Source organism: Streptomyces cinereoruber, assembly GCF_009299385.1.
GTDB classification, from domain to species: Bacteria; Actinomycetota; Actinomycetes; order Streptomycetales; family Streptomycetaceae; genus Streptomyces; species Streptomyces bikiniensis.
In genome coordinates this window covers 6,897,805-6,917,053 of sequence record NZ_CP023693.1, presented here as the reverse complement: position 1 = coordinate 6,917,053, position 19,249 = coordinate 6,897,805, and the positions used below count along the sequence as shown (strand labels likewise).

The window sequence follows — 19,249 nt, the reverse complement described above, 5'->3', positions numbered from 1 at the left end:
CGATGAGGTAGGGGTCAGGAAAGGGCGTCGGCCAGTCCTGCGGGGAGGCCGTACGACTTGAGCTCCACGTAGGCGTCGAAGCCCTCCAGGCCGGCCTCCCGGCCGATGCCGCTGGACTTGAAGCCGCCGATCGGGGCGTGGAAGCCGACCCCGTGGCCGTTGATCTCGACGGTGCCGGTCCGGATGCGGCGCGCGACGGCCAGTCCGTGCTCCGGGTCGGCGGTGAACACCGAGCCGTTGAGCCCGTAGTCGGAGTCGTTGGCCACGGCCACGGCCTCGTCCTCGCCGTCGACGGTGATGACGGAGAGGACCGGTCCGAAGATCTCCTCCCGGGCGATCCGCATGGAGGGTTCGACGTCGGTGAAGACGGTCGGTTCGACGAACCAGCCGCGATCGAGGCCGGCGGGTCGCCCTCCGCCGACGAGGACCTGAGCGCCCTCGTTGCGGCCGATCTCCAGGTAGCCCTCGACGGCCGCGCGCTGGCGGGCGCTGACGACGGGGCCGACGTGCGTGGAGGGGTCGGCGGGGTCGCCGACGTCGAGTCCGCGGATCATCTCGGTCACCCGGTCGAGGAGTTCGGCCCGGCGGGCGCGGGAGACGACGATCCGGGTCTTGTTGCTGCACGCCTGTCCGTTGTTGCGGATCGACAGCGTCCGGACGGACTCGACGACCACGTCGAGGTCGGCGTCGTCGAGGACGAGGGCGGCGGACTTGCCGCCGAGTTCGAGCGTCACCCGGCGCAGGTCCTGCCCGCAGAGGGCGGCGATGCGACGGCCGGCGGCGGTGGATCCGGTGAACGACACCTTGTCGACGCCGGGGTGGGTGACGAGGTACTCGCTCACTTCGCGGTGGGCGGGAAGGACACTGACGACGCCTTCGGGCAGTCCGGTCCCGTGCAGCATGTCGGCGAAGAGGTACGCGTTGAGCGGGGCCTCCGGCGAGGGCTTGAGGACGACGGTGCAACCGGCCAGGAGTGCGGGCGCCAGCTTGAGCAGGGTCACTAGCAGGGGCGCGTTCCAGGGCACGACGGCCGCGACCACGCCGACGGGTTCCCGGGTGACGAGCGCGTTGCCCGTGCCGGAGCGGCGCACGGTGCTCCACTCGTACCGGGGCGCGAGCTCGACGAAGCTGTCGAGCAGCAGTCGGGCGCCGGTCGTCTGCATCGTGCGGGAGAGCGAGATGGGGGTGCCCATCTCTGCCGATATGAGGCCCGCCATCTCCTCGTGGCGGTCCGCGAGGGTTTCGCCGAGGCGGCGCAGTGCTTCCAGTCGGTCCGTGAGCGGCGTCCTCGGCCAGGGGCCGTGGTCGAAGGCCTCCCGGGCCACCGCGACGGCCCGGTCGACGTCCGCCCTGGAGGCGGCGGGGACGTGTGCGACGGCTTCTTCCGTGTACGGGGAGATGACGGCGATCGTCTCGTCCGTGGCCGGGGTCTCCCAGCGACCGCCGATGTAGAGCTTGGAGTGGTTGCCTTGCCAGACCATGCCGGTGTCCCTTTCGCAGCTCCTCCGTGAGGTACGCGGAGGACGTGAGCCGCCGACGGAAGGGCGGCCGCTATGTCGTCGGGGACGGTACGGCCGGGGTGAGCCGGGTCACTATCCATCGGCCGCGCGGGAACAGCCGCAAAGCGAAGGAGGCATGAGCCTTCCAGGGGACGAGTAACAGATATTTAATATTCCCCAGCGGGTCACTCCTGCTCAGGCCGTCGACGACCGGGTGCGCGAGGAGGCACAGGTGCCAGAGAACCAGGACCGGGCCGCCACCGGGCGCCCCCTGCACATCAGCACACGCGATCTGGACGTCGCCCGTGAACAGGGCAGCAGGAGCTTCGCGGAGCACGACATGCGGCTCGCACCGGGCCGGGATCTCGACTTCCGTCTCGGTCTCGCACCGGCGCCGCGCGTCACCCTCGGCAAGCTGACCTACGGGACGGACGTGCGGCTCACCGTGCCGCCCATGCGGGACTGCTACCACGTGAACATCCCGCTCAGCGGTCGCACCGCCGTCGAGCAGAACGGCGTCCACGAGTCCTCGGCGCCCGGTCGGTCGGGGGCCGCCTTCGTCCCCGACGCCCCGCTCGGCGTGCGATGGAGCCGGGACGCGGTCCAGTACGCCCTGAAGTTCCCCCGGGCGCTGCTGGAGGACCATGCCACGAAGCTCACCGGAATCCGCTGCGGTGGGTCATTGCGCTTCGACCTCACCTTCGACCTCACGGACGGGCCCGGCCAGGCCCTCGTGGCGACCGTCGGGTTCATGTACGAGGAGCTCGCCCGCCCCGGGGGCCTCGCCGGCATGCCCGTGGCGAGCCGTGAGCTGGAGGCCCTGCTCATGACGCAGTTGCTCATGGCCGTGCCGAGCCAGCTGAGTCCGACTCTGCGCGGCACACCGCCGCCCACCCGGCGATCGCGGATCCTCGATGTCGTGGCCTTCGTCGACGAACATCCGGCGGCGGTCCTCGACACGGCGGACCTGGCCGCGATGGCGGGCGTCGGGGCCCGTGCGCTCCAGCTGGGCTTCCAAGAGGTGGTGGGGATGTCACCGACGGCGTACCTCCGTGGCGTACGGCTCGACCGTGCGCACGGGGAGCTTTCCTCGGGCTCGGGTGGTTCGGTGACGGAGGTGGCCGCGCGGTGGGGGTTCTTCCACCTGGGCCGCTTCGCCCACCAGTACCGGGAGCGGTTCGGCGTGCTGCCGTCGGAGACGGTGCGCGGCCACCGCCCCTGAACGCGCCGCCGGCCCGCTCCCCTCCGTCGTGGGAGGGGACCGGGCCGGCGGCGCGTTCAGGGGTTTCGGGTGCCCTCCGGACCGGAGGGTCAGCGGTCCTTGCGGCCCACCAGGCGCATGACGTCGCCGAAGTCGCCGACCGTCTCCAGGTCGAGGACGGCGTCGACCACCCGGTCGACGGTCGCGTCCGCGAGGACCCCCTCGGCGTGTCCGCGGAACTTCGCCACCAGTTCGTCCGTGGTCATGGTCGACCCGGGCTCCGGCGACTTGCTGCCCTTGGGATAGCGGCGCTCGCCCACGAAGGTCGTGCCGCGCGCGGAGACCTCGATCCTGGCGGGACGGCTCGCGGCGTTGCCGGATATGAGCTCCACGTAGTTCGGGTGGACCTCGTACGACACCCGGTCCATCAGGCCCATGACGGAATCGCCGAAGACGAACTCCGGGGCCTGCCAGGCCTTGGTCGGCGGCAGTGCGTGCGCGCCGACCGCGAGGCCGTGGGCGATGCTGAACTGGGCGTCGTGGACGTGCTCGATGGTGCGGTTGACCCAGAGCGGCTGTTCGACGAAGCCCTCGACCCAGGCCTTGATGCCGTCGATCTCGTCCGGCTTGAGGTTGTTCTCCGTGACGATCTCGGTGAGGGAGTCGAGCAGGGCGTGGAGGATGCGGCAGTGCGGGTAGGGCTTGTACGACTGCTCGGCCGGGAACCGCCAGTCCTCACCGAGTCCGTCGGTGATGGCGTCCGGCTCCCAGCGGCGGGTGCCGATGAAGCGCGGGAAGCCGAACTCCCGGTCGTCGAGGACGAGCAGGTCGCCACGGTGCCCGAGCTCGCCCATGTGGGCGGCGGTGAGCGCCGCCTGGGTGAGGGCGCCCGCCAGCAGGTACTTGATGGTGGAGGTCGGGGCGTGCTCGCTCCAGGCGCGGAAGGAGTTCACGGGGGCGATGCTGCCCGCGATGCCGAGCCCGTGCGACAGGACCTCGCGGCCGGTGTCCTTCAGCTTCATGACGGCGGCGGCGGCGCCGAACACGGTGCTGCTGTAACCGTAGACCGGCGGCGGGGAGACCTTGCCGTCCTTGACGTCCCGCAGGTAGTCCATGGCCTTGCCGATGCGGTACGACATCTCGTGTGCCACGGCCACGGCGGCGATGACGTCCTTCCCCGACGCGCCGATACTCTCCCCGACGGCCATGGCGCCGGGGAGCACGTACGGCGTGACGTGGCCGGGCGGCAGCACCGCGTCCGCGTCGAGGGTGTTGATCAGCTCGCCGTTGGCGAACGCGGCGCCGAAGACGGAGACCTTGTCGCCGGCGCCGATGATCGTCGCGTCGCCTCCCGTCCCACCGGTCATCCGGCCGTACTCGATGCCGATGCGCCCCTTCGGCTCGTCGACGGCGCCGAGGGCGCAGCCGAGGGAGTCGAGGATGATGCGCTTGCTCTCGTCGACGACGTCGGCGGGCAGCCGGTCGAAGTCGCTGTCGGCGGTGAAGGCCGCCAGGCGCTCCACGAGGGTTTCGTTCATTGCCTGCTTCTCCTGCTGGTTCGGGAGGGTGCGCGACGTCAGCGCGCGGCGGGTGCTTCGAGGAGGTCCCCGTACGGGTGCCGTGCCGCGCCGTGGTTCCAGACGGTGGTCTTGGCGCGGGTGTAGGTCTTGAGGACCTCCGCGCCGTTCTCCCGCCCGTAGCCGCTGTGTTTGAAGCCGCCGTACGGCGCGCTCGGGTGGATCGACCGGTAGGTGTTGACCCAGACGGTGCCGGCCTCGATGCCGCGCGTCAGGTGGTGGACGGCTCCGACGTCGTCGCCCCAGATCTGGGCGGTGAGTCCGAAGTCGAGGCCGTTGGCACGGGCGACGACCTCGTCCAGGCCGTCGTAGGTGAGCAGGCCGACGACGGGGCCGAAGATCTCCTCGCGTGCCGCGATGTTGCCGTCGTCGAGGTCCGCGAGGACCGTCGGCTCGAAGAAGTGTCCGTTCACCGTGGCGGGACCCGTCTCGGCCCGCCTGCCGCCCGCGAGCACGGCGGCCCCGCCCTCGACGGCCCGGCGGACCAGGTCCTCGACGCGGGCGACCTGTTGCTCGCTGATGATGGCGCCCATGTCCGAGGACGGGACGAAGGGATCTCCGGGTCGGATGAGCCGGGCGGCCTCGGCCATCCGTCCGGCCAGTTCGTCGGCGAGGCGTCGCGGGACGAAGACGCGCGATCCGGCGGCGCAGCTCTGGCCGCACTTCACGAAGTTGGAGTGGAGCAGGTGCGGGACGATCCGGTCGAGGTCGACGTCGTCGAGGAGCACGACGGCGTTCTTGCCGCCGAGTTCCAGGGTGAGCGGCTTGATGTTCACGGCCGAGCTCTCGATGACGCCGCGAGCGCCGTTGAGGCCACCGGTGAACATGACCATGCCCACCTCCGGGTGGGCGACGAGGGCGGGGCCCGTGATGTGTCCGCGGCCCGAGACGACGCTGACGACACCGCGCGGGATGCCCGCCTCGACGGCGAGCTCCGCCATGCGGAAGGAGGAGAGGGGGCCCAGTTCCGGCGCCTTCAGGACGAAGCAGTTGCCCGTGGCGAGGGCGGGAGCCGCCTTCATCCCGAACATCAGCATGTTGCCGTTGAAGCTGTTGACGCCCGCCACGACTCCGTACGGTTCGCGGGTCACGAACGCCGAGCGGTCGGGGTGGGAGGTGACGCTCTGCCCCTCGATCTTGTCGGCGACGCCGGCGAAGTAGCGGAGCCACCGGGCGGCGGCGCCGACGTCGGCGGCGGATTCGCGGTAGAGGTGGCCCACGTCGGTGGACTCGATGCGGGCCAGCTCGTCCTGGTGGTCCATGAGGACGTCGGCCCAGCGGAGCATGAGGCGGGCGCGTTCCAGCGGCTCGACGGTGCTCCACTCGTTCCGGTAGGTGGCGGCCGCGCCGGCGACGACCTGGTCGACGAGTTCCTCGTCGGCCTCTCGCACCTCCGCGTAGGTGGTTCCGGTGGCCGGGTTCTCCAGGGCCAGGAGGTCGCCCCGGCCGGTGTAGGACTCCGCGGCCCCGACGGCCTCGACGCGGATGAGCTGCTCAGGCATTCCGGGACCCTTCGGAGTCGGTTCTCGTCGCGATCTTGGTGAAGGCGGGGACGCGTCCCGCGAGGGGCGTGACGTCCCACATGATCATCTTGGTGCGGGTGCAGGCGTCGAGGGCGTCCGGGCCTCCCGCGGTGCCGTGGCCGCTCTCTCGCCACGCGGTCGTGGCGATCTCGGGCGAGAGCGCGTCGTGGGTGTTGATCCAGACGGTGCCCACGTCGAGCCGGTCCGCCAGTTCCTTCACGGCGCCCGCGTCGCGGCCCCAGACCTGGGCGATGCCGCCGGAGCGGGTCGCGTTCGCCTCCGCCGCGGCCGCGTCGGCGTCCGTGTACGGGGAGACGGTCAGGACCGGGCCGGCGACCGGCTCGGTGCGCAGCGGGTTCGCGGGGCCCGCGTCGGTGACGACGGTGGGTTCGTAGTAGCCGCCGCCTTCGAGGCCGGGCACCCGTCTGCCGCCGGCGTGGACCTCGGCGCCCTCCGAGACGCCCTTGGCCACCGCCTCCGCCAGCCGCTCGCAGGCGGTCTCGGAGGGGAGCGGCCCCATCAGCGCCCCGGGATCGAGGGCGGGGCCGACGGTGATGCGCCGCGCCAGGGCGGCCGCGCGCGTCACGAACTCCTCGTACAGCGACGCGTGGACGTACACGTGGGAGACGCCGAACCAGTTCTGTCCCGCGCAGGAGAAGCGGGAGTGCAGCACGGACGGGACCGCTGCCGCGAGGTCGGCGCTCGGAAGGACGAAGGCGCTGTTGCCGGAGGCGAGGTTGAGGGTGAGCGGTGCGATCGGGCCGGCCGACGCACGGATCACCTTCCGCCCGGTGTCGGCGGGTCCGGCGTACGCGAGCATGCCGACCGATCGGTGCCCCGCGAGGTGGGTGGACAGGGACTCCGGGCCGGTGAAGGCGGCCAGGGCGTCGATCCCGGAGGCTTCGGCGAGGCGGGCCGTCAGGAGCGGCCCGAGCGGAGCCTCGGCGTGCGCGTGGAGGACGAAGCCGTTCCCGGCCGCCAGGGCGGGGGCGGCCTGCCAGGCGAACGTGGAGAGGGCGGAATTCCGTGCGGCGACGCCTCCGACGACGCCGTAGGGCTCGCGGACGGTGTGCCCGAAGTGGCCGGGCACACCGGCGAGGACCCGGCCGTCGACCTTGCCCACGAGCCCGGCGCAGTACCGGATGCAATCGACCGCCCGGTCGACGTCGAGGGCCGCTTCGGCCCGCAGGGCTCCGGTCTCCCGGGCGACGAACTCGGCGAGCTCCTCGCGGCGGTCCGTGAGCTCCCGAGCCCAGCGGAGCAGGGCTTCGGTGCGGGCGAAGGCCGCGAGCCCGCGCCAGCGGTGCGCGGCCCCGGCGACCGAGGCGATCAGGTCGTCGACCTCCTTCGTCCCGTACTCCGTGACGCGATGGACGATCCGGCCCGTCGAGGCGTCGACGACCTCGACGCAGGGCCCGTCCGTGGGCGGGACGAGGGCGGAGGAGAGTGCGGCGCCCGGGGAATCGACCAGTGATGATGCATGCACGTCGATGGCCTTCCAATGGCAGAGAGCCCGAGGGGCGTGTTTCCAGCCCCCACACGGGGAGATACATCATGGATAATATTTACCCCCCTGTCACGTGTCACCCTCTTCGCCGAGGGAGATAGCGCAGATTCAAGGCGATACCGGACCATGAGGCACTCGTCCCGAACGGCGTCCTCTTCATCTTGTCGAAACTATCGACATATCAAATTTAATGCACGATCCTCATGGCGCTCCTTCCCCCACCTCGTGGAGAGGTACGCCATGACGACACACGACGCCCCTGTGACCCCTCGGACCATGCGGCGCATCGCGCTCGCCAGCGGCACCGGAACGGTCATCGAGTACTACGACTTCTTCATCTTCGCGACCGCCGCCGCCCTGGTCTTCCCGAAGACCTTCTTCCCCGCCCTCGGCTCGGCGGCCGGTACCGTCGCCTCCTTCGCGACGCTCGGCGTCGCGTTCGTCGCCCGTCCGCTCGGCTCGATCCTCTTCGGCCACTTCGGCGACCGCCTCGGACGCAAGACCACCCTGGTGACGACGCTCCTCGTCATGGGCCTGGCGACCTTCCTCGTCGGCCTGATGCCGACGGCGGACACGATCGGGGCGGCGGCACCGATCCTCCTCGTGGTGCTGCGCCTCCTCCAGGGTCTCGCCGTCGGCGGCGAGTGGACCGGGGCGACGCTCATGGCCGCGGAGAACGCGCCGAAGGACCGACGGGGCTTCTGGTCGATGTTCGGTTCCCTCGGCGGATCCATCGGAATGATCCTCGCGAACGCCACCTTCCTCCTCATCGGCGCGACGATGAGCACGGCCGCCTTCGAATCCTACGGATGGCGCATACCGTTCCTCACCAGCTTCCTGCTCGTCGCCGTCGGCTTCTTCATCCGCATGAGGATCGAGGAGCCGGCGGTCTTCCGGACCGAGGTCGCCCGGCGCGGGACCTCGTCCGTACCGTTCGTCGAGGCCCTGCGGAACCAGCCCCGGGAGATCGCCCTGGCTTCGGGCGTGATGCTGATGATCTTCTCCTTCTACTACCTCGCGGTCGGCTACATGATCAACTTCGGTACGACCGTGCTCCACCTCTCCCGCACCACCGTGCTCTCCATCGGCATCCTGGCGGGCGCCGTCTTCGGCCTGGCCCTCGTCCTCGGGGCGGCGTGCTCCGACAGGGTCGGCCGGCGCCGGGTCATCCTCGCGGGGAACGGGATCGCCGTCGTCTGGGCGCTGGCGCTCTTCCCGGTCCTCGACTCGGCGTCGGCCGTGACCTTCGCCCTGGCCTCGTGCGTGACGACGTTCATCAGCGGCTTCGCCTACGGCCCCGTGGGTGCGTTCATGCCGGAACTCTTCCGCACCCGCTACCGCTACACGGCCGCGGGCTTCGCGTACAACGTGGCGGGGGTGCTCGGCGGGGCCGTGCCCCCGCTGATCGCCGCCGCGATCGTGACGGCGTACGGCGGCATCGCCTTCGGCGGTTTCCTCGCTCTGCTGTGCCTGATCAGCCTCGGCTGCACCCTCGCGCTCCGCGAGACCCGGGACACGGCCATGGAGCAGGACGCCGACGCGGCACCCGCCCCGGAACGGAGCGCGGAGGAGGCCACGACCGCCTGACGCCGGCGCCGCCCGTCCCGACTCCGCCGGGGCGGGCCCGACGACCGGCCCCCGGTGCACCGCCTCCCCGCGGAACCGGCCCCGGGGCCTCCACAGAAGCCGAGGGGCCGGTACCGGAGATTTCCGGTACCGGCCCCTCGGTGGTCGCCCCGCCGCAGTGGCGACCGTACGGACGGGCGACTCTTCCCCACGCACCCTCGTCCGCCGGAGGGGCCGCCGCCCTGCTCCCTCCTGCCGCTACTCCCCCGCGATGGCCTCGGCCAGGTCGATCACGCCCTGCGCCGTCTTCGCGTGCGCGAGGTCGATGTGCTGGCCCTCGAAGTCGACGGCCGCGCTGCCGCGGGCCTCGGCCTCCCGGAAGGCCGCGATCATCCGCCGGTAGTGGTCGACGACCTCCGGGGAGGGCGTGAAGACCTCGTTCGCCGGGGCCACGTGCGAGGGGTGGATGAGGACGATGCCGCGGTAGCCGAGGCGGCGGTTGTCCTCGGCGAAGCGCCGGAAGCCTTCGAGGTCGGCGATGTCCTGCCAGACGCCGGCCACCGGGTGGTGGAGGCCTGCGGCGCGGGCGGCGAGGACGATCCGGCTGCGCAGGTAGAGCGTCTCCAGTCCCTCGGGGGTGAACTCGAAGCCGAGCTCGCGGCCCACGTCGGCGTTGGGGCCGGTGGCGCCGAGCAGGCTGGAGATCCGCGGACTGGCCGCCGCGATCTCCTCGCAGTGCGCCATCGAGACGGCGGTCTCGTAGCTGACGATCAGACCGATCGAGCCCGCCTCCAGGCCCTCGCGGGCCTCGATGTGCGAGACGACCGCGTCGATGCGGACGATCTCCTGCGCGGTGAAGACCTTGGGCAGGAAGAGGCCGGCGAGGCCCTCGACCAGGACCTCCTCGACATCGGCGCCGAGGAGACCGCTGTCGACGCTGTTGGGGCGCACCCAGACGTCGGCGCGGACTCCCTGGGCGCGCAGCCGGCCGATGGTCTCCCGGACCGTCTTGCGGGCGTCGGCCTTGTCGGTGGCCGGGACCGAGTCCTCCAGGTCGAGGATGATCGCGTCGACACCGGTGGCGACGGCCTTCTCCGCCCAGGTGGGCTTGTGTCCCGGCACGAAGAGCATGGAGCGGTACGGATTCATCGAGGAATCTCCTTGGTGCGGCGTGGTTCGGGGTGGGGGCCTGCTCGGAACGAGGGCTTCGCTCAGAACGAGGGCTTGCGGCGCTCGCGGTGCGCGGCGAGGCCTTCGAGGACCTCGGGACCGCCGAAGCCGTAGAACTCCAGGGCGAGCGAGGCGTCGAAGATGGACCCGGCGACCTGCCGGTACCAGTTGTTCAGGGACTGCTTGGTCCAGCGGATGGCGCTCGGCGCCCCCTGCGCGAGTTCCAGGGCGACCTCGCGGGCGGTCGACAGGAGCTCGTCCTCCTCGACGCAGAGCGACACGAGGCCGATCCGCTCCGCCTCCTCGCCGCTGAGCGGGCGGCAGGTCATCAGGTAGTACTTGGCCTTCGCCATGCCGCAGAGCAGCGGCCAGCAGACGGCCGCGTGGTCACCGGCGGCGACGCCGAGCCGGGTGTGGCCGTCGATGATCTTCGCCGTCCGGCTCACGACGGACACGTCGGCGAGCACGCCCGCCACCAGTCCGGCGCCGACGGCGGGACCGTGCATGGCGGAGACGATGGGCTTCGAGCAGTCGATGATGTTGTAGACCAGGTCCCTGGCCTCGCGCATGGTGCGGGTGCGGGTGTCGTAGTCCTGGGTGAGCTTCTCGACCAGGTCGAAGGAGCCCCCGGCGGAGAAGCCCTTGCCCTCGCCCCGGAGCAGTACGGCCTTCACGGCGGGGTCCGCGTCGAACTCGCGCCAGATCTCGGCGAGGTCGGCGTGGGCCTCCTCGCTCACCGCGTTCAGTTTGGGGGCGTCGAGGACGAGCTCGACGACTCCCGCCTCGTCCGGTCCGTCCACCCTCAGGTGGGCGAAGCCTGCGTAGCGGCTCATTTCTGTTCCTTTCCCTCACGTTCTCCGTGGTGCGGACGGCGGGTCGCCCGGCGGCTCAGGCGCCGGCGGCGCGCTCCCGGCGCATGAGCTCGCGTCCGATGATCAGCTTCTGGATCTCGCTGGTGCCTTCGTAGAGCCTCAGCAGGCGGGCGTCCCGGTAGACCCGCTCGACCGCGACCTCTCGCATGTAACCGCTGCCGCCGTGCACCTGGACGGCGAGGTCGGCGGCACGGCCGGCCGACTCGGTGCAGAAGAGCTTGGCCGCGGAGGGTGCGATGCGGCGGTCCGAACCGTCGAGGTAGTGGCGGGCCGCGTCGCGGGTGAGGGCCCTGCACGCCATGACGAGCGCCTGCTGTTCGGCCAGCATGGCTTGGACGAGCTGGCGGTCTCCGGTCGGTACGCCGCCCTGGAGGTTCTGCGCGGAGTAGCGCACGGACTCGTCGAGGGCCCGCTCGGCGAGGCCGGTCGCCAGCGCGGAGATGTGGACGCGGCCGCGGGCCAGGACGGTCATGGCGGCGCGGAAACCGGTCTCCACCTCGCCGCTGATCAGCGCGTCGGCGCCGACCCGTACGTCGTCGAAGTAGACGTCGGCGGTGGTGGCGCCCTCCTGTCCCATCTTCCGGTCCTTGGGGCCGACGGTCAGCCCGCGGGTGCCGGCCGGGACGAGGAAGACCGCGATCTTGCCCTCGGCCTCGTGGTTCTTGACGCGGGCGAAGGTGACGAAGAGGTCGGCCAGGGGGGCGTTGGTGATGAAGCGCTTGCCGCCGCTGATCGACCAGCCGTCGCCGGTCCAGGTGGCGGTGGTGCGCATGCCCGACGGGTCGGACCCGGCCTCGGGCTCGGTGAGGGCGAAGGAGGCGAGGCACCGCCCCTCGGCCATCGGTTCCAGCCACTGCTTCTTCTGCTCGGGCGTGCCGTAGCCGACGAGCACCTGGCCGGCGATGCCGTTGTTGGTGCCGAACAGGGAGCGGAAGGCCAGCGCCGTGTAACCGAACTCGAAGGCGAGCTCGACGTCCTGGGTGATGACGAGGCCGAGACCGCCGTACTCCTGCGGCAGCGCGTAACCGAAGAGGCCCATCTCCGCGGCCTTGCGGCGCAGGTCCTCGGGGATGGCGTCGGTGTCGGCGATCTCCCGCTCCCGGGGGACGACCTCCTCCCGGACGAACCGGCGGACCTGCGCGCGGATCTGCGCGAAGTCCTCGGCGCTGACCGTCTCCTCAACGGGTGCGGACATCGGTCTTCCTCTCAGTGGCTGCGGCTGTGGTGTCGGGGGCGATGGACGGAACCTGTGCGCGTACGGCGGGGGCGGCGGGCGCGACCGGAGTGCGGGCGCGCCCGAGGAAGTACCCCTCGGGGTCGAAGGAGCGGAGTTCGGCGACGTCGGCGTTCGTGACCTCGCGCAGTTCCCGGAGGAGCGGGCTCACCGTCACGTCCCAACCGCAGTGGTCCCGGACCCGGGCGACCCGATCGGCGAGCGGTTCGGGGCCGGGGGCGACGTGGGTGAGGACGAGCTCCCCGTCCTGCTTGGACAGCACGCCGAGGTCGGTGACGACGGTGCCGACCCGGGCACCGGGGCTGGTGACGTAGCCGCACCGCTCGACGAAGCGGCGGCGGTCCATGGTGCCGACGACGAGGACCTCGTCCGCGTTGGTGATGACGTCGTTGCCGCCGCCTGAGCCGACGAGGTAGGGCCCGCCGTCGATCCTGGTGGTGTTGATGTTGCCGTGCCGGTCGATCTGGGCCGTGCCGACACAGGCGATCGACCGGAGGAAACGGCCGTTGACCAGGTTCCCGAGGACCTGCTCGGTGTCGAGGAGCATGGTCGAGGAAGGGAAGTTGGAGAAGCTGAAGATGAAGGGGTCACCGGGGGTGGGCGTGTAGTCCCAGAGGCCCAGTTCCGCGGCGAGGGCCACCCGGTGACCGGCCTCCTTGGCGCGTCCGACACCGACCCAGGCCGCCAGGTTGGCAAGGCCCGCCCCGGCGAGGACGGTGTCGGCGCCGGTCTCTTCGACGCGGCGGGCGACGAGGTCGGCGAGCCAGACGGCGGCGCGCTCGGTGCCGTTCGGCGGATCCTCCCTGCGTGCCCCGACGGGCAGGGGGGCGGGGGCCTCGGCCGCGAGGGCCAGCTCTTCGAGCCGTTCGGGTCCGAGCTTCGCCAGGTAGGCGTCGTGGTCGGCCGGCGCCAGGATCCATTCCTCGATCCAGTCGTCGAAGTCGGGGCGCCGACTCGCCTCGCGGACGGCGATCCAGTGGTCGACGTCCTCGACGTAGCCGCGGACGGGGAGCCTCGCCCCGGAGGGTCCGGGGAAGACGCCGCCGGGGTGGGCGCCGAAGGGGGCCTCGACGACGCCGAGGACCCGGTGGGCGGGGATCCGCACCATCGTGGACCACGGCCGCAGGTCGTCCACCACCTTCTCGACCGTGGCGATCACTCCGCGTCGCGAGGCGAGGGCGCCCACCACGCCCTCGAACATGGGCGGCGCGATCGCCAGGTTTCCCTGCCGGTCTGCCACGGCGGCGTGCACCAGCGTGACGTCCGGGACCAGCGGGGCGACGAGGCCGACCCGGCCGAAGGCCGTGTCCATCTCCTCGTACGCGTCGTTCTCGGCCATCGAGGAGTCGCGCACCGACCCGGTGACGACCGCCGGGACGCCGGTGGCGGCGGCACGGAGTCGCTGGATGTAGGTGAGGAAGGACCAGTTCTCGACCTCCACCTGGCCGGAGGTGTAGGCCTTCTGGAAGACGGGATTGGGGGTGAAGACCGGGAAGGAGTCCCCGGAGTAGACCGTGACGACCTTCTTGAGGCTCCCCGAACGGAAGAGGACGGCCCCCAGGGAGGAGAGGCTCGCCATGATGAGGGTGAACTCGGAAGGCCTCCCCCAGTGCTGGCGGACCAGCTCGCGCACCAGGGCGCTCCAGCGGCTGTGGCCCATCATGACGTGGACGGCGTCTCCGGGGCGTACGTACCGGGAGACCGCCTCGTCCAGGCGGCAGAAGTCGACGGATCGCCGTGCGGGTTCATCCATGGCATGTGCTCCTTCTGTACCACCCATTCGGACTTCACATAAAATATATTTACCATGCATCGAAGACAAGGAGGTCCTGGTCACACGAGCTTTCATCGCCCCGGAACCCTTGACAAAACCTAAATCATATATTTTACATAGTCCCCTCAGCTGGCGATCGTGCGAGTGGAACGAGGTCACCGATGCAGCACAAGCCGCTCGACGGCATCCGGATCCTGGAACTGGGGGGCTACATCTCCGCTCCCTACGCCAGCTCACTGCTGTGTGCGCTGGGCGCCGAGGTGGTGAAGGTCGAGAAACCGGGCACCGGCGAGGACTTCCGGCGCCTCAAGAACGATCGCAGTCCGTACTTCGTCCAGTACAACGCGGGCAAGCGCAGCCTCGCGGTCGACCTCAAGAACCCCGAGGGCATCGCGCTGGTCAAGTCGCTCGTCCCCCGGTTCGACGTCGTCCTGGAGAATCTGCGCGCCGGGAAGCTCGCCGCACTCGGTCTCGGTCCCGAGGAGTGCACCGCGCTGCGCCCCGATCTCGTGTACGCCTCCGTCACCGGCTTCGGCAACGGCGGTCCGCTCGCGCAGCGGCCCGCCTACGACACCATCGGGCAGGCGTCCGCGGGCCTGTACTCCCTGCTCAGCGACGCCGGCCAGTCCCAACTGTCCGGCACGATCCTCGCCGACCTGATCACCGGCGTCTCCACCGCCGCCGGGGTCCTGGCCGCCCTCGTGGGTCGGGCCGCCACCGGCGCGGGCCAGCACGTGGAGACCTCCGTCATGGAAGCGGTCACCACGCTCACCGCCGACGCCGTCAGCCAGTACTTCGACGACGGGCACCGGAATCCCAGTCGGCAGAGCCGGCACCCCCAGGCACAGAACTTCTGCCTCAAGACCGCCACCGGTGAGGACATCGCGATCCACCTGTCCTCCTCCCAGAAGTTCTGGCACTGCCTCCTCACGGCGATGGACCGACACGACCTCGGGGAGGACCCCCGCTTCGCCACGTATCCCGAGCGCGAGCGGAACTACTTCGAACTCGTGGAGATCGTGCAGGCGGAGTTCCTCACCCGGCCCTCGGCGGAGTGGGAGAAGCGGCTCGGCGACGCGGACGTCCCCTTCACCCCCGTCCTGACCGTGTCCGGCGTCATGAACCACCCGCAGACCGAGTGGCTGCAGCTCTTCGAGCCGGAGGACAACGGCGTCTCGTTGCTGCGACCGCCGTGGCGGTTCGGCGGCACCCGGCCGGACCGCGGTGGCGTCGCCCCGCGCGTCGGCCAGCACACGCGCGAGATCGCCGGCGAGGTGTACGACGCGTCGCGCATCGAGGAGCTGCTCGCCTCGGGCGTCCTCTTCGCGGACGCGTAGGAACCCACCTGGATCGCGTCGGACGCCGGGCGGCACCGTCCCGGCCTCCGGCGCAGCCCCGCCCCGGGTAGCTGTCGGCGGTGACGCGTCGTGGACGTCGGCGTGGAACGGGCCGATCGGCCCGGGGCGGGGCTATCCTGATGGCGACCGGCTCGACATGCCCGTCGCAGCACCGGTGACGACTCCGGACCTGTTCTCTGCGAGTACCGCGCCATGAACACCGCCAGCCCCTCCCCCAACGAGCTCGGTGATTTCCTCAAGGCCCGCCGGGCCGCACTCAGCCCGCGCACCGTCGGGCTGCCGGACGAAGGCACGAGCCGGCGCGTCGCGGGACTGCGACGGGAGGAAGTGGCGCTGCTCGCCTCGATCAGCACGGACTACTACACCCGCATCGAGCAGGGACGGCGCAGGGCCTCCCCGACGGTTCTGGGCATTCTGTCCGACGTGCTGCGGCTGAACGAGGACGAGCGCATCTACATGCGCGAGCTGGCCGAAGGACAGGCCGGCCAGGACGTCGTCCCGGAACGCCAGTCCGTCCAGCCACAGCTCCAGCGCGTCCTCGACGGGCTCTCGGACATTCCGGCCCTGGTGATCGGCCGCAGGACGGACGTCCTCGCCTGGAACCCGATGGCGGTCGCCCTGCTCACCGACTTCGCCGTGCTCCCGCCGGAGCACAGGAACTACGCGTGGCTGCTCTTCCGCGACCCCGCGTTCCGGACTCTCTACCGGGACTTCGAGCAGGTCGCCACGGTCTCCGTGGCGATGCTCCGCAGGGAAGCCGGACACGATCCCCACGACAGGAGCCTCGCCCGCCTGGTCGACGAGTTGTGCCAGGCGGACGAACAGTTCCGTACGTGGTGGAACGAGCACCACGTGGCCGTCGGCAGCACCGGGACCAAGGAGATGCGCCATCCCGTCGTCGGTGATCTCAGCCTCGACTGGGACGCCCTCACGTGTGCCCACGACCCCACCCAGCGGTTGATCGTCTGGACCGCGGAACCCGGCACACCGTCGCACGAGCGCCTGGACATGCTGGCCTCGCTCGTCAGCCGGAACGCGAAGTCGGGCGCCTCGCGCTGATCCAACCGCATGCAGAGGTGCGCGGTCAGCGGTCGAGCACGACGACCACGTCCGCGGCGTTCGCACGCGTCGTACGGAACGCGTTGACCGGATGGGCCGTATCGGCGTACCCGAAGGAGACCGCGCAGACCACGAGCCGGTCCTCCGGCACACCGAGGTGTCCTCGGACATGGTCCGCGTACCGCGCGATCGCCGCCTGCGGAATCGTGGCGACCCCAAGGGAGGTAGCGGCGTTGAGAAGGTTCGTGACGTAGGCACCGCAGTCGACCGCCCCGTACACGCCCTGGTCACGACCGGTCGTGACGACGGCGACATGCGGGGCGCCGAAGAACGCGTAGTTCCTCAGGTACTGCGCCTCACGCGCCTCCAGGTCGTCCCGGGAGATACCCAGGCCCGCGTAGAGCGCGTAGCCGGCTTCGCGCCGCCGCTCCCGGTGGACACCGTGGTACTCCCCGGGCATCGGCAGGTCGGAGACCGCCGGCGGACGGCTCCTCACGTGCTCGGTCAGGCTCTCGGCGAACCGTCGGGTCGCCTCCCCCTTCGTGAGGTGGACCTGCCACGGCTGGGTGTTGCACCAGGACGCGGTCCGCTGCGCCATCGCGAACATCCGGGCGATCACGTCGTCGGGCACCTGGTCCGGCAGGAAGGCCCGACAGCTCCAGCGGTCGTCGAGCAGCTTCTCGAAGGTGACGGCCGCTTCCCCTTCCACCGGTCCGTTCATGACGCCTTCACCGAGTCGAGGAGGAGCTGGGCGACGTCCACGACCGTGACGGATTCCTTGGCCTTGCCGTCGTTCTTCTTGCCGTTGACCGAGTCGGTCAGCATGACGAGGCAGAACGGGCAGGCGGTGGAGACGATGTCGGGGTCGAGGGACAGGGCCTCCTCGACGCGCTCGTTGTTGATGCGCTTGCCGATCCGCTCCTCCATCCACATCCGGGCGCCGCCGGCGCCGCAGCAGAAGCCGCGCTCCTTGTGGCGGTGCATCTCCTGCTGGCGCAGGCCGGGGACGGCGGACATGATCTCGCGCGGGGGCGTGTAGACCTTGTTGTGGCGGCCCAGGTAGCACGGGTCGTGGTAGGTGATCAGGCCCTCGACCGGGGTCACCGGGATCAGCTTGCCCTCGTCGATGAGGTGCTGGAGCAGCTGGGTGTGGTGGATGACCTCGTAGTCGCCGCCGAGCTGCGGGTACTCGTTGGCGATGGTGTTGAAGCAGTGCGGGCAGGTCGAGACGATCTTCTTGGCCGACTTCGGCTTCTTCGTCGTCTCGTCCTCGTCATCCTCGCCGAACGCCATGTTCAGCATCGCGACGTTCTCGGCGCCGAGCTGCTGGAACAGCGGCTCGTTGCCCAGGCGGCGGGGCGAGTCACCGGTGCACTTCTCCTCGCCGCCCATGATCGCGAACTTGACGCCCGCGATGTGGAGGAGTTCGGCGAAGGCCTTCGTCGTCTTCTTGGCGCGGTCTTCCAGGGCGCCGGCGCAGCCGACCCAGTACAGGTAGTCGACCTCGGTGAGGTCCTCGACGTCCTTGCCGACGATCGGGACCTCGAAGTCGACCTCCTTGGTCCACTCGACGCGCTGCTTCTTCGCCAGGCCCCAGGGGTTGCCCTTCTTCTCCAGGTTCTTGAGCATCGTGCCCGCCTCGGACGGGAACGCGGACTCGATCATCACCTGGTAGCGGCGCATGTCCACGATGTGGTCGACGTGCTCGATGTCGACCGGGCACTGCTCGACGCAGGCGCCGCAGGTGGTGCAGGACCACAGGACGTCCGGGTCGATGACGCCGTTCTCCTCGACCGTGCCGATCAGCGGACGCTGGACCTCCTTCGGTATCTCTTCCCCAGCCAGCAGGTAGGGCGCCTTGGCGTGCGCGTGGTCGCGCAGCGACATGATCAGGAGCTTGGGGGACAGCGGCTTGCCGGTGTTCCAGGCGGGGCACTGCGACTGGCAGCGGCCGCACTCGGTGCAGGTGGAGAAGTCCAGGAGGCCCTTCCAGGAGAACTGCTCGACCTGGGAGACGCCGAAGACGGCGTCCTCGGCCGGGTCCTCCCAGTCGATCTCCTTTCCGCCGGCGGTCATCGGCTGGAGGGCGCCGAGCGCGGTGGAGCCGTCGGCCTTCCGCTTGAACCAGATGTTCGGGAAGGCCAGGAAGCGGTGCCAGGCCACGCCCATGTTGGTGTTGAGCGACACCGTGATCATCCAGATCATGGTGGTGCTCAGCTTGATCATGGCGGTGAAGTAGATGAGCGTCTGGAGCGTGCCGATGCTCAGGCCCTTGAAGGCCAGGACGAGCGGGTACGAGGCGAAGTACGCGGCCTCGTAGTGCTCGACGTGGTGGATCGCGCCCTCCAGGCCGCGCAGCACGTAGATCGCCAGGCCGATGGTGAGGATGACGTACTCGACGAAGTACGCCTGGCCCGCCTTGGAGCCGGCGAAGCGCGACTTGCGGCCGAGTCGGGAAGGCAGGCTCAGCAGCCGGATGGCCATCAGCGTGGCGATGCCGAGGATCGTCATCGTGCCGATGAACTCGATGTACAGCTCGTACGGCAGGAAGCCGCCGATCACCGGCAGCGTCCAGTCGGCCTGGAACAGCTGGCCGTACGCGGTGACGATCGTCGGCGGCAGGGTCAGGAAGCCGACCGCGACGAACCAGTGGGCGAAGCCGACGATGCCCCAGCGGTTCATGCGCGTGTGGCCGAGGAACTCCCTGACCAGGGTCACGCTGCGCTGGTACGGGTTGTCGGTCCGGGTCCCGGCCGGGACGGGCTGGCCGAGCTTGAAGTACCGGACGAACTGGCCGATGGCACGAGCCAGCAGGGCAACGCCGACCACGGTCAGCGTCAGCGACACAATGATCGCGGCGAGTTGCATGAGCGGAACACCTTCTCACTCGTACGCGCCCGGCCTGCCGG

Annotated in this window: 14 protein-coding genes; 4 read left to right on the top strand and 10 right to left on the bottom strand. The window is 70.4% G+C overall.

What is annotated here, in order from left to right; translation table 11 throughout:
* Positions 1 to 14: 14 nt before the first annotated feature.
* The gene (locus CP977_RS31060) at positions 15 to 1,481 is read right to left on the bottom strand and encodes an aldehyde dehydrogenase (protein WP_152371250.1); all 1,467 of its coding nucleotides are present in this window, start codon (positions 1,479 to 1,481) and stop codon (positions 15 to 17) included.
* A gap of 250 nt (positions 1,482 to 1,731) precedes the next feature.
* Here CP977_RS31060 and CP977_RS31055 point away from each other — a divergent pair, with 250 nt between their 5' ends.
* The gene (locus tag CP977_RS31055) at positions 1,732 to 2,721 is read left to right on the top strand and encodes an AraC family transcriptional regulator (RefSeq protein ID WP_063915266.1); all 990 of its coding nucleotides are present in this window, start codon (positions 1,732 to 1,734) and stop codon (positions 2,719 to 2,721) included.
* Positions 2,722 to 2,810: 89 nt separating this feature from the next.
* Here the strand turns inward: CP977_RS31055 and CP977_RS31050 are convergent, their stop codons facing one another.
* Genes CP977_RS31050 through CP977_RS31040 form a run of 3 tightly spaced genes read right to left on the bottom strand, consistent with a single transcriptional unit; the run spans position 2,811 to position 7,286 of the window.
* Entirely contained in the window at positions 2,811 to 4,238 is a 1,428-nt protein-coding gene (locus CP977_RS31050; protein ID WP_062759856.1) for an MmgE/PrpD family protein, read from the bottom strand.
* A gap of 38 nt (positions 4,239 to 4,276) precedes the next feature.
* The gene (locus tag CP977_RS31045; RefSeq protein ID WP_062759855.1) at positions 4,277 to 5,779 is read right to left on the bottom strand and encodes an aldehyde dehydrogenase family protein; all 1,503 of its coding nucleotides are present in this window, start codon (positions 5,777 to 5,779) and stop codon (positions 4,277 to 4,279) included.
* Complete coding sequence (locus CP977_RS31040; protein WP_062759854.1) at positions 5,772 to 7,286, bottom strand: aldehyde dehydrogenase family protein; 1,515 nt, start codon at positions 7,284 to 7,286, stop codon at positions 5,772 to 5,774. Before CP977_RS31040 ends, CP977_RS31045 begins: the two co-directional genes overlap by 8 nt.
* A gap of 261 nt (positions 7,287 to 7,547) precedes the next feature.
* Between CP977_RS31040 and CP977_RS31035 the strand changes: the two genes are divergently transcribed.
* Positions 7,548 to 8,894, top strand: a complete 1,347-nt coding sequence (locus tag CP977_RS31035; RefSeq protein WP_062759853.1) for an MFS transporter — start codon at positions 7,548 to 7,550, stop codon at positions 8,892 to 8,894.
* Between the two features lie 237 nt (positions 8,895 to 9,131).
* On the opposite strand, the gene CP977_RS31030 is transcribed toward CP977_RS31035, so the two are convergent.
* The 4 genes from CP977_RS31030 to CP977_RS31015 form a co-directional block, all read right to left on the bottom strand.
* The gene (locus tag CP977_RS31030) at positions 9,132 to 10,022 is read right to left on the bottom strand and encodes an HpcH/HpaI aldolase/citrate lyase family protein (RefSeq protein WP_152371248.1); all 891 of its coding nucleotides are present in this window, start codon (positions 10,020 to 10,022) and stop codon (positions 9,132 to 9,134) included.
* 62 nt (positions 10,023 to 10,084) lie between these two features.
* Complete coding sequence (locus tag CP977_RS31025) at positions 10,085 to 10,876, bottom strand: enoyl-CoA hydratase/isomerase family protein (protein ID WP_152371247.1); 792 nt, start codon at positions 10,874 to 10,876, stop codon at positions 10,085 to 10,087.
* Positions 10,877 to 10,931: 55 nt separating this feature from the next.
* Positions 10,932 to 12,110 (bottom strand): acyl-CoA dehydrogenase family protein, encoded by a 1,179-nt coding sequence (locus CP977_RS31020; RefSeq protein ID WP_062759850.1) that lies wholly within the window; start codon positions 12,108 to 12,110, stop codon positions 10,932 to 10,934.
* Positions 12,094 to 13,902, bottom strand: coding sequence for a CoA-transferase (locus CP977_RS31015; protein ID WP_062759849.1), 1,809 nt, complete (start codon positions 13,900 to 13,902; stop codon positions 12,094 to 12,096). The genes CP977_RS31020 and CP977_RS31015 overlap by 17 nt, the downstream gene beginning before the upstream one ends.
* A gap of 182 nt (positions 13,903 to 14,084) precedes the next feature.
* On the opposite strand from CP977_RS31015, the gene CP977_RS31010 reads away from it, so the two are divergent.
* Positions 14,085 to 15,260: a CaiB/BaiF CoA transferase family protein gene (locus tag CP977_RS31010; protein WP_062759848.1), complete on the top strand. Its 1,176-nt coding sequence runs from the start codon at positions 14,085 to 14,087 to the stop codon at positions 15,258 to 15,260.
* Between the two features lie 213 nt (positions 15,261 to 15,473).
* Complete coding sequence (locus CP977_RS31005) at positions 15,474 to 16,340, top strand: helix-turn-helix domain-containing protein (protein WP_152371245.1); 867 nt, start codon at positions 15,474 to 15,476, stop codon at positions 16,338 to 16,340.
* A 25-nt stretch (positions 16,341 to 16,365) separates the two neighbouring features.
* Here the strand turns inward: CP977_RS31005 and CP977_RS31000 are convergent, their stop codons facing one another.
* Entirely contained in the window at positions 16,366 to 17,061 is a 696-nt protein-coding gene (locus CP977_RS31000) for a nitroreductase (RefSeq protein ID WP_062759846.1), read from the bottom strand.
* Positions 17,058 to 19,208, bottom strand: coding sequence for a (Fe-S)-binding protein (locus tag CP977_RS30995; RefSeq protein ID WP_062759845.1), 2,151 nt, complete (start codon positions 19,206 to 19,208; stop codon positions 17,058 to 17,060). The genes CP977_RS31000 and CP977_RS30995 overlap by 4 nt, the downstream gene beginning before the upstream one ends.
* Positions 19,209 to 19,249: the final 41 nt, after the last annotated feature.

What these genes read in the sequence shown, in the direction of transcription:
- CP977_RS31035 (WP_062759853.1), top strand. Translation starts at nt 7,548, where the DNA reads ATGACGACACACGACGCCCCTGTGACCCCTCGGACCATGCGGCGCATC.
- CP977_RS31060 (WP_152371250.1), bottom strand. Translation starts at nt 1,481, where the DNA reads ATGGTCTGGCAAGGCAACCACTCCAAGCTCTACATCGGCGGTCGCTGG.
- CP977_RS31005 (WP_152371245.1), top strand. Translation starts at nt 15,474, where the DNA reads ATGAACACCGCCAGCCCCTCCCCCAACGAGCTCGGTGATTTCCTCAAG.
- CP977_RS31045 (WP_062759855.1), bottom strand. Translation starts at nt 5,779, where the DNA reads ATGCCTGAGCAGCTCATCCGCGTCGAGGCCGTCGGGGCCGCGGAGTCC.
- CP977_RS31020 (WP_062759850.1), bottom strand. Translation starts at nt 12,110, where the DNA reads ATGTCCGCACCCGTTGAGGAGACGGTCAGCGCCGAGGACTTCGCGCAG.
- CP977_RS31000 (WP_062759846.1), bottom strand. Translation starts at nt 17,061, where the DNA reads ATGAACGGACCGGTGGAAGGGGAAGCGGCCGTCACCTTCGAGAAGCTG.
- CP977_RS31015 (WP_062759849.1), bottom strand. Translation starts at nt 13,902, where the DNA reads ATGGATGAACCCGCACGGCGATCCGTCGACTTCTGCCGCCTGGACGAG.
- CP977_RS30995 (WP_062759845.1), bottom strand. Translation starts at nt 19,208, where the DNA reads ATGCAACTCGCCGCGATCATTGTGTCGCTGACGCTGACCGTGGTCGGC.
- CP977_RS31030 (WP_152371248.1), bottom strand. Translation starts at nt 10,022, where the DNA reads ATGAATCCGTACCGCTCCATGCTCTTCGTGCCGGGACACAAGCCCACC.
- CP977_RS31025 (WP_152371247.1), bottom strand. Translation starts at nt 10,876, where the DNA reads ATGAGCCGCTACGCAGGCTTCGCCCACCTGAGGGTGGACGGACCGGAC.
- CP977_RS31050 (WP_062759856.1), bottom strand. Translation starts at nt 4,238, where the DNA reads ATGAACGAAACCCTCGTGGAGCGCCTGGCGGCCTTCACCGCCGACAGC.
- CP977_RS31010 (WP_062759848.1), top strand. Translation starts at nt 14,085, where the DNA reads ATGCAGCACAAGCCGCTCGACGGCATCCGGATCCTGGAACTGGGGGGC.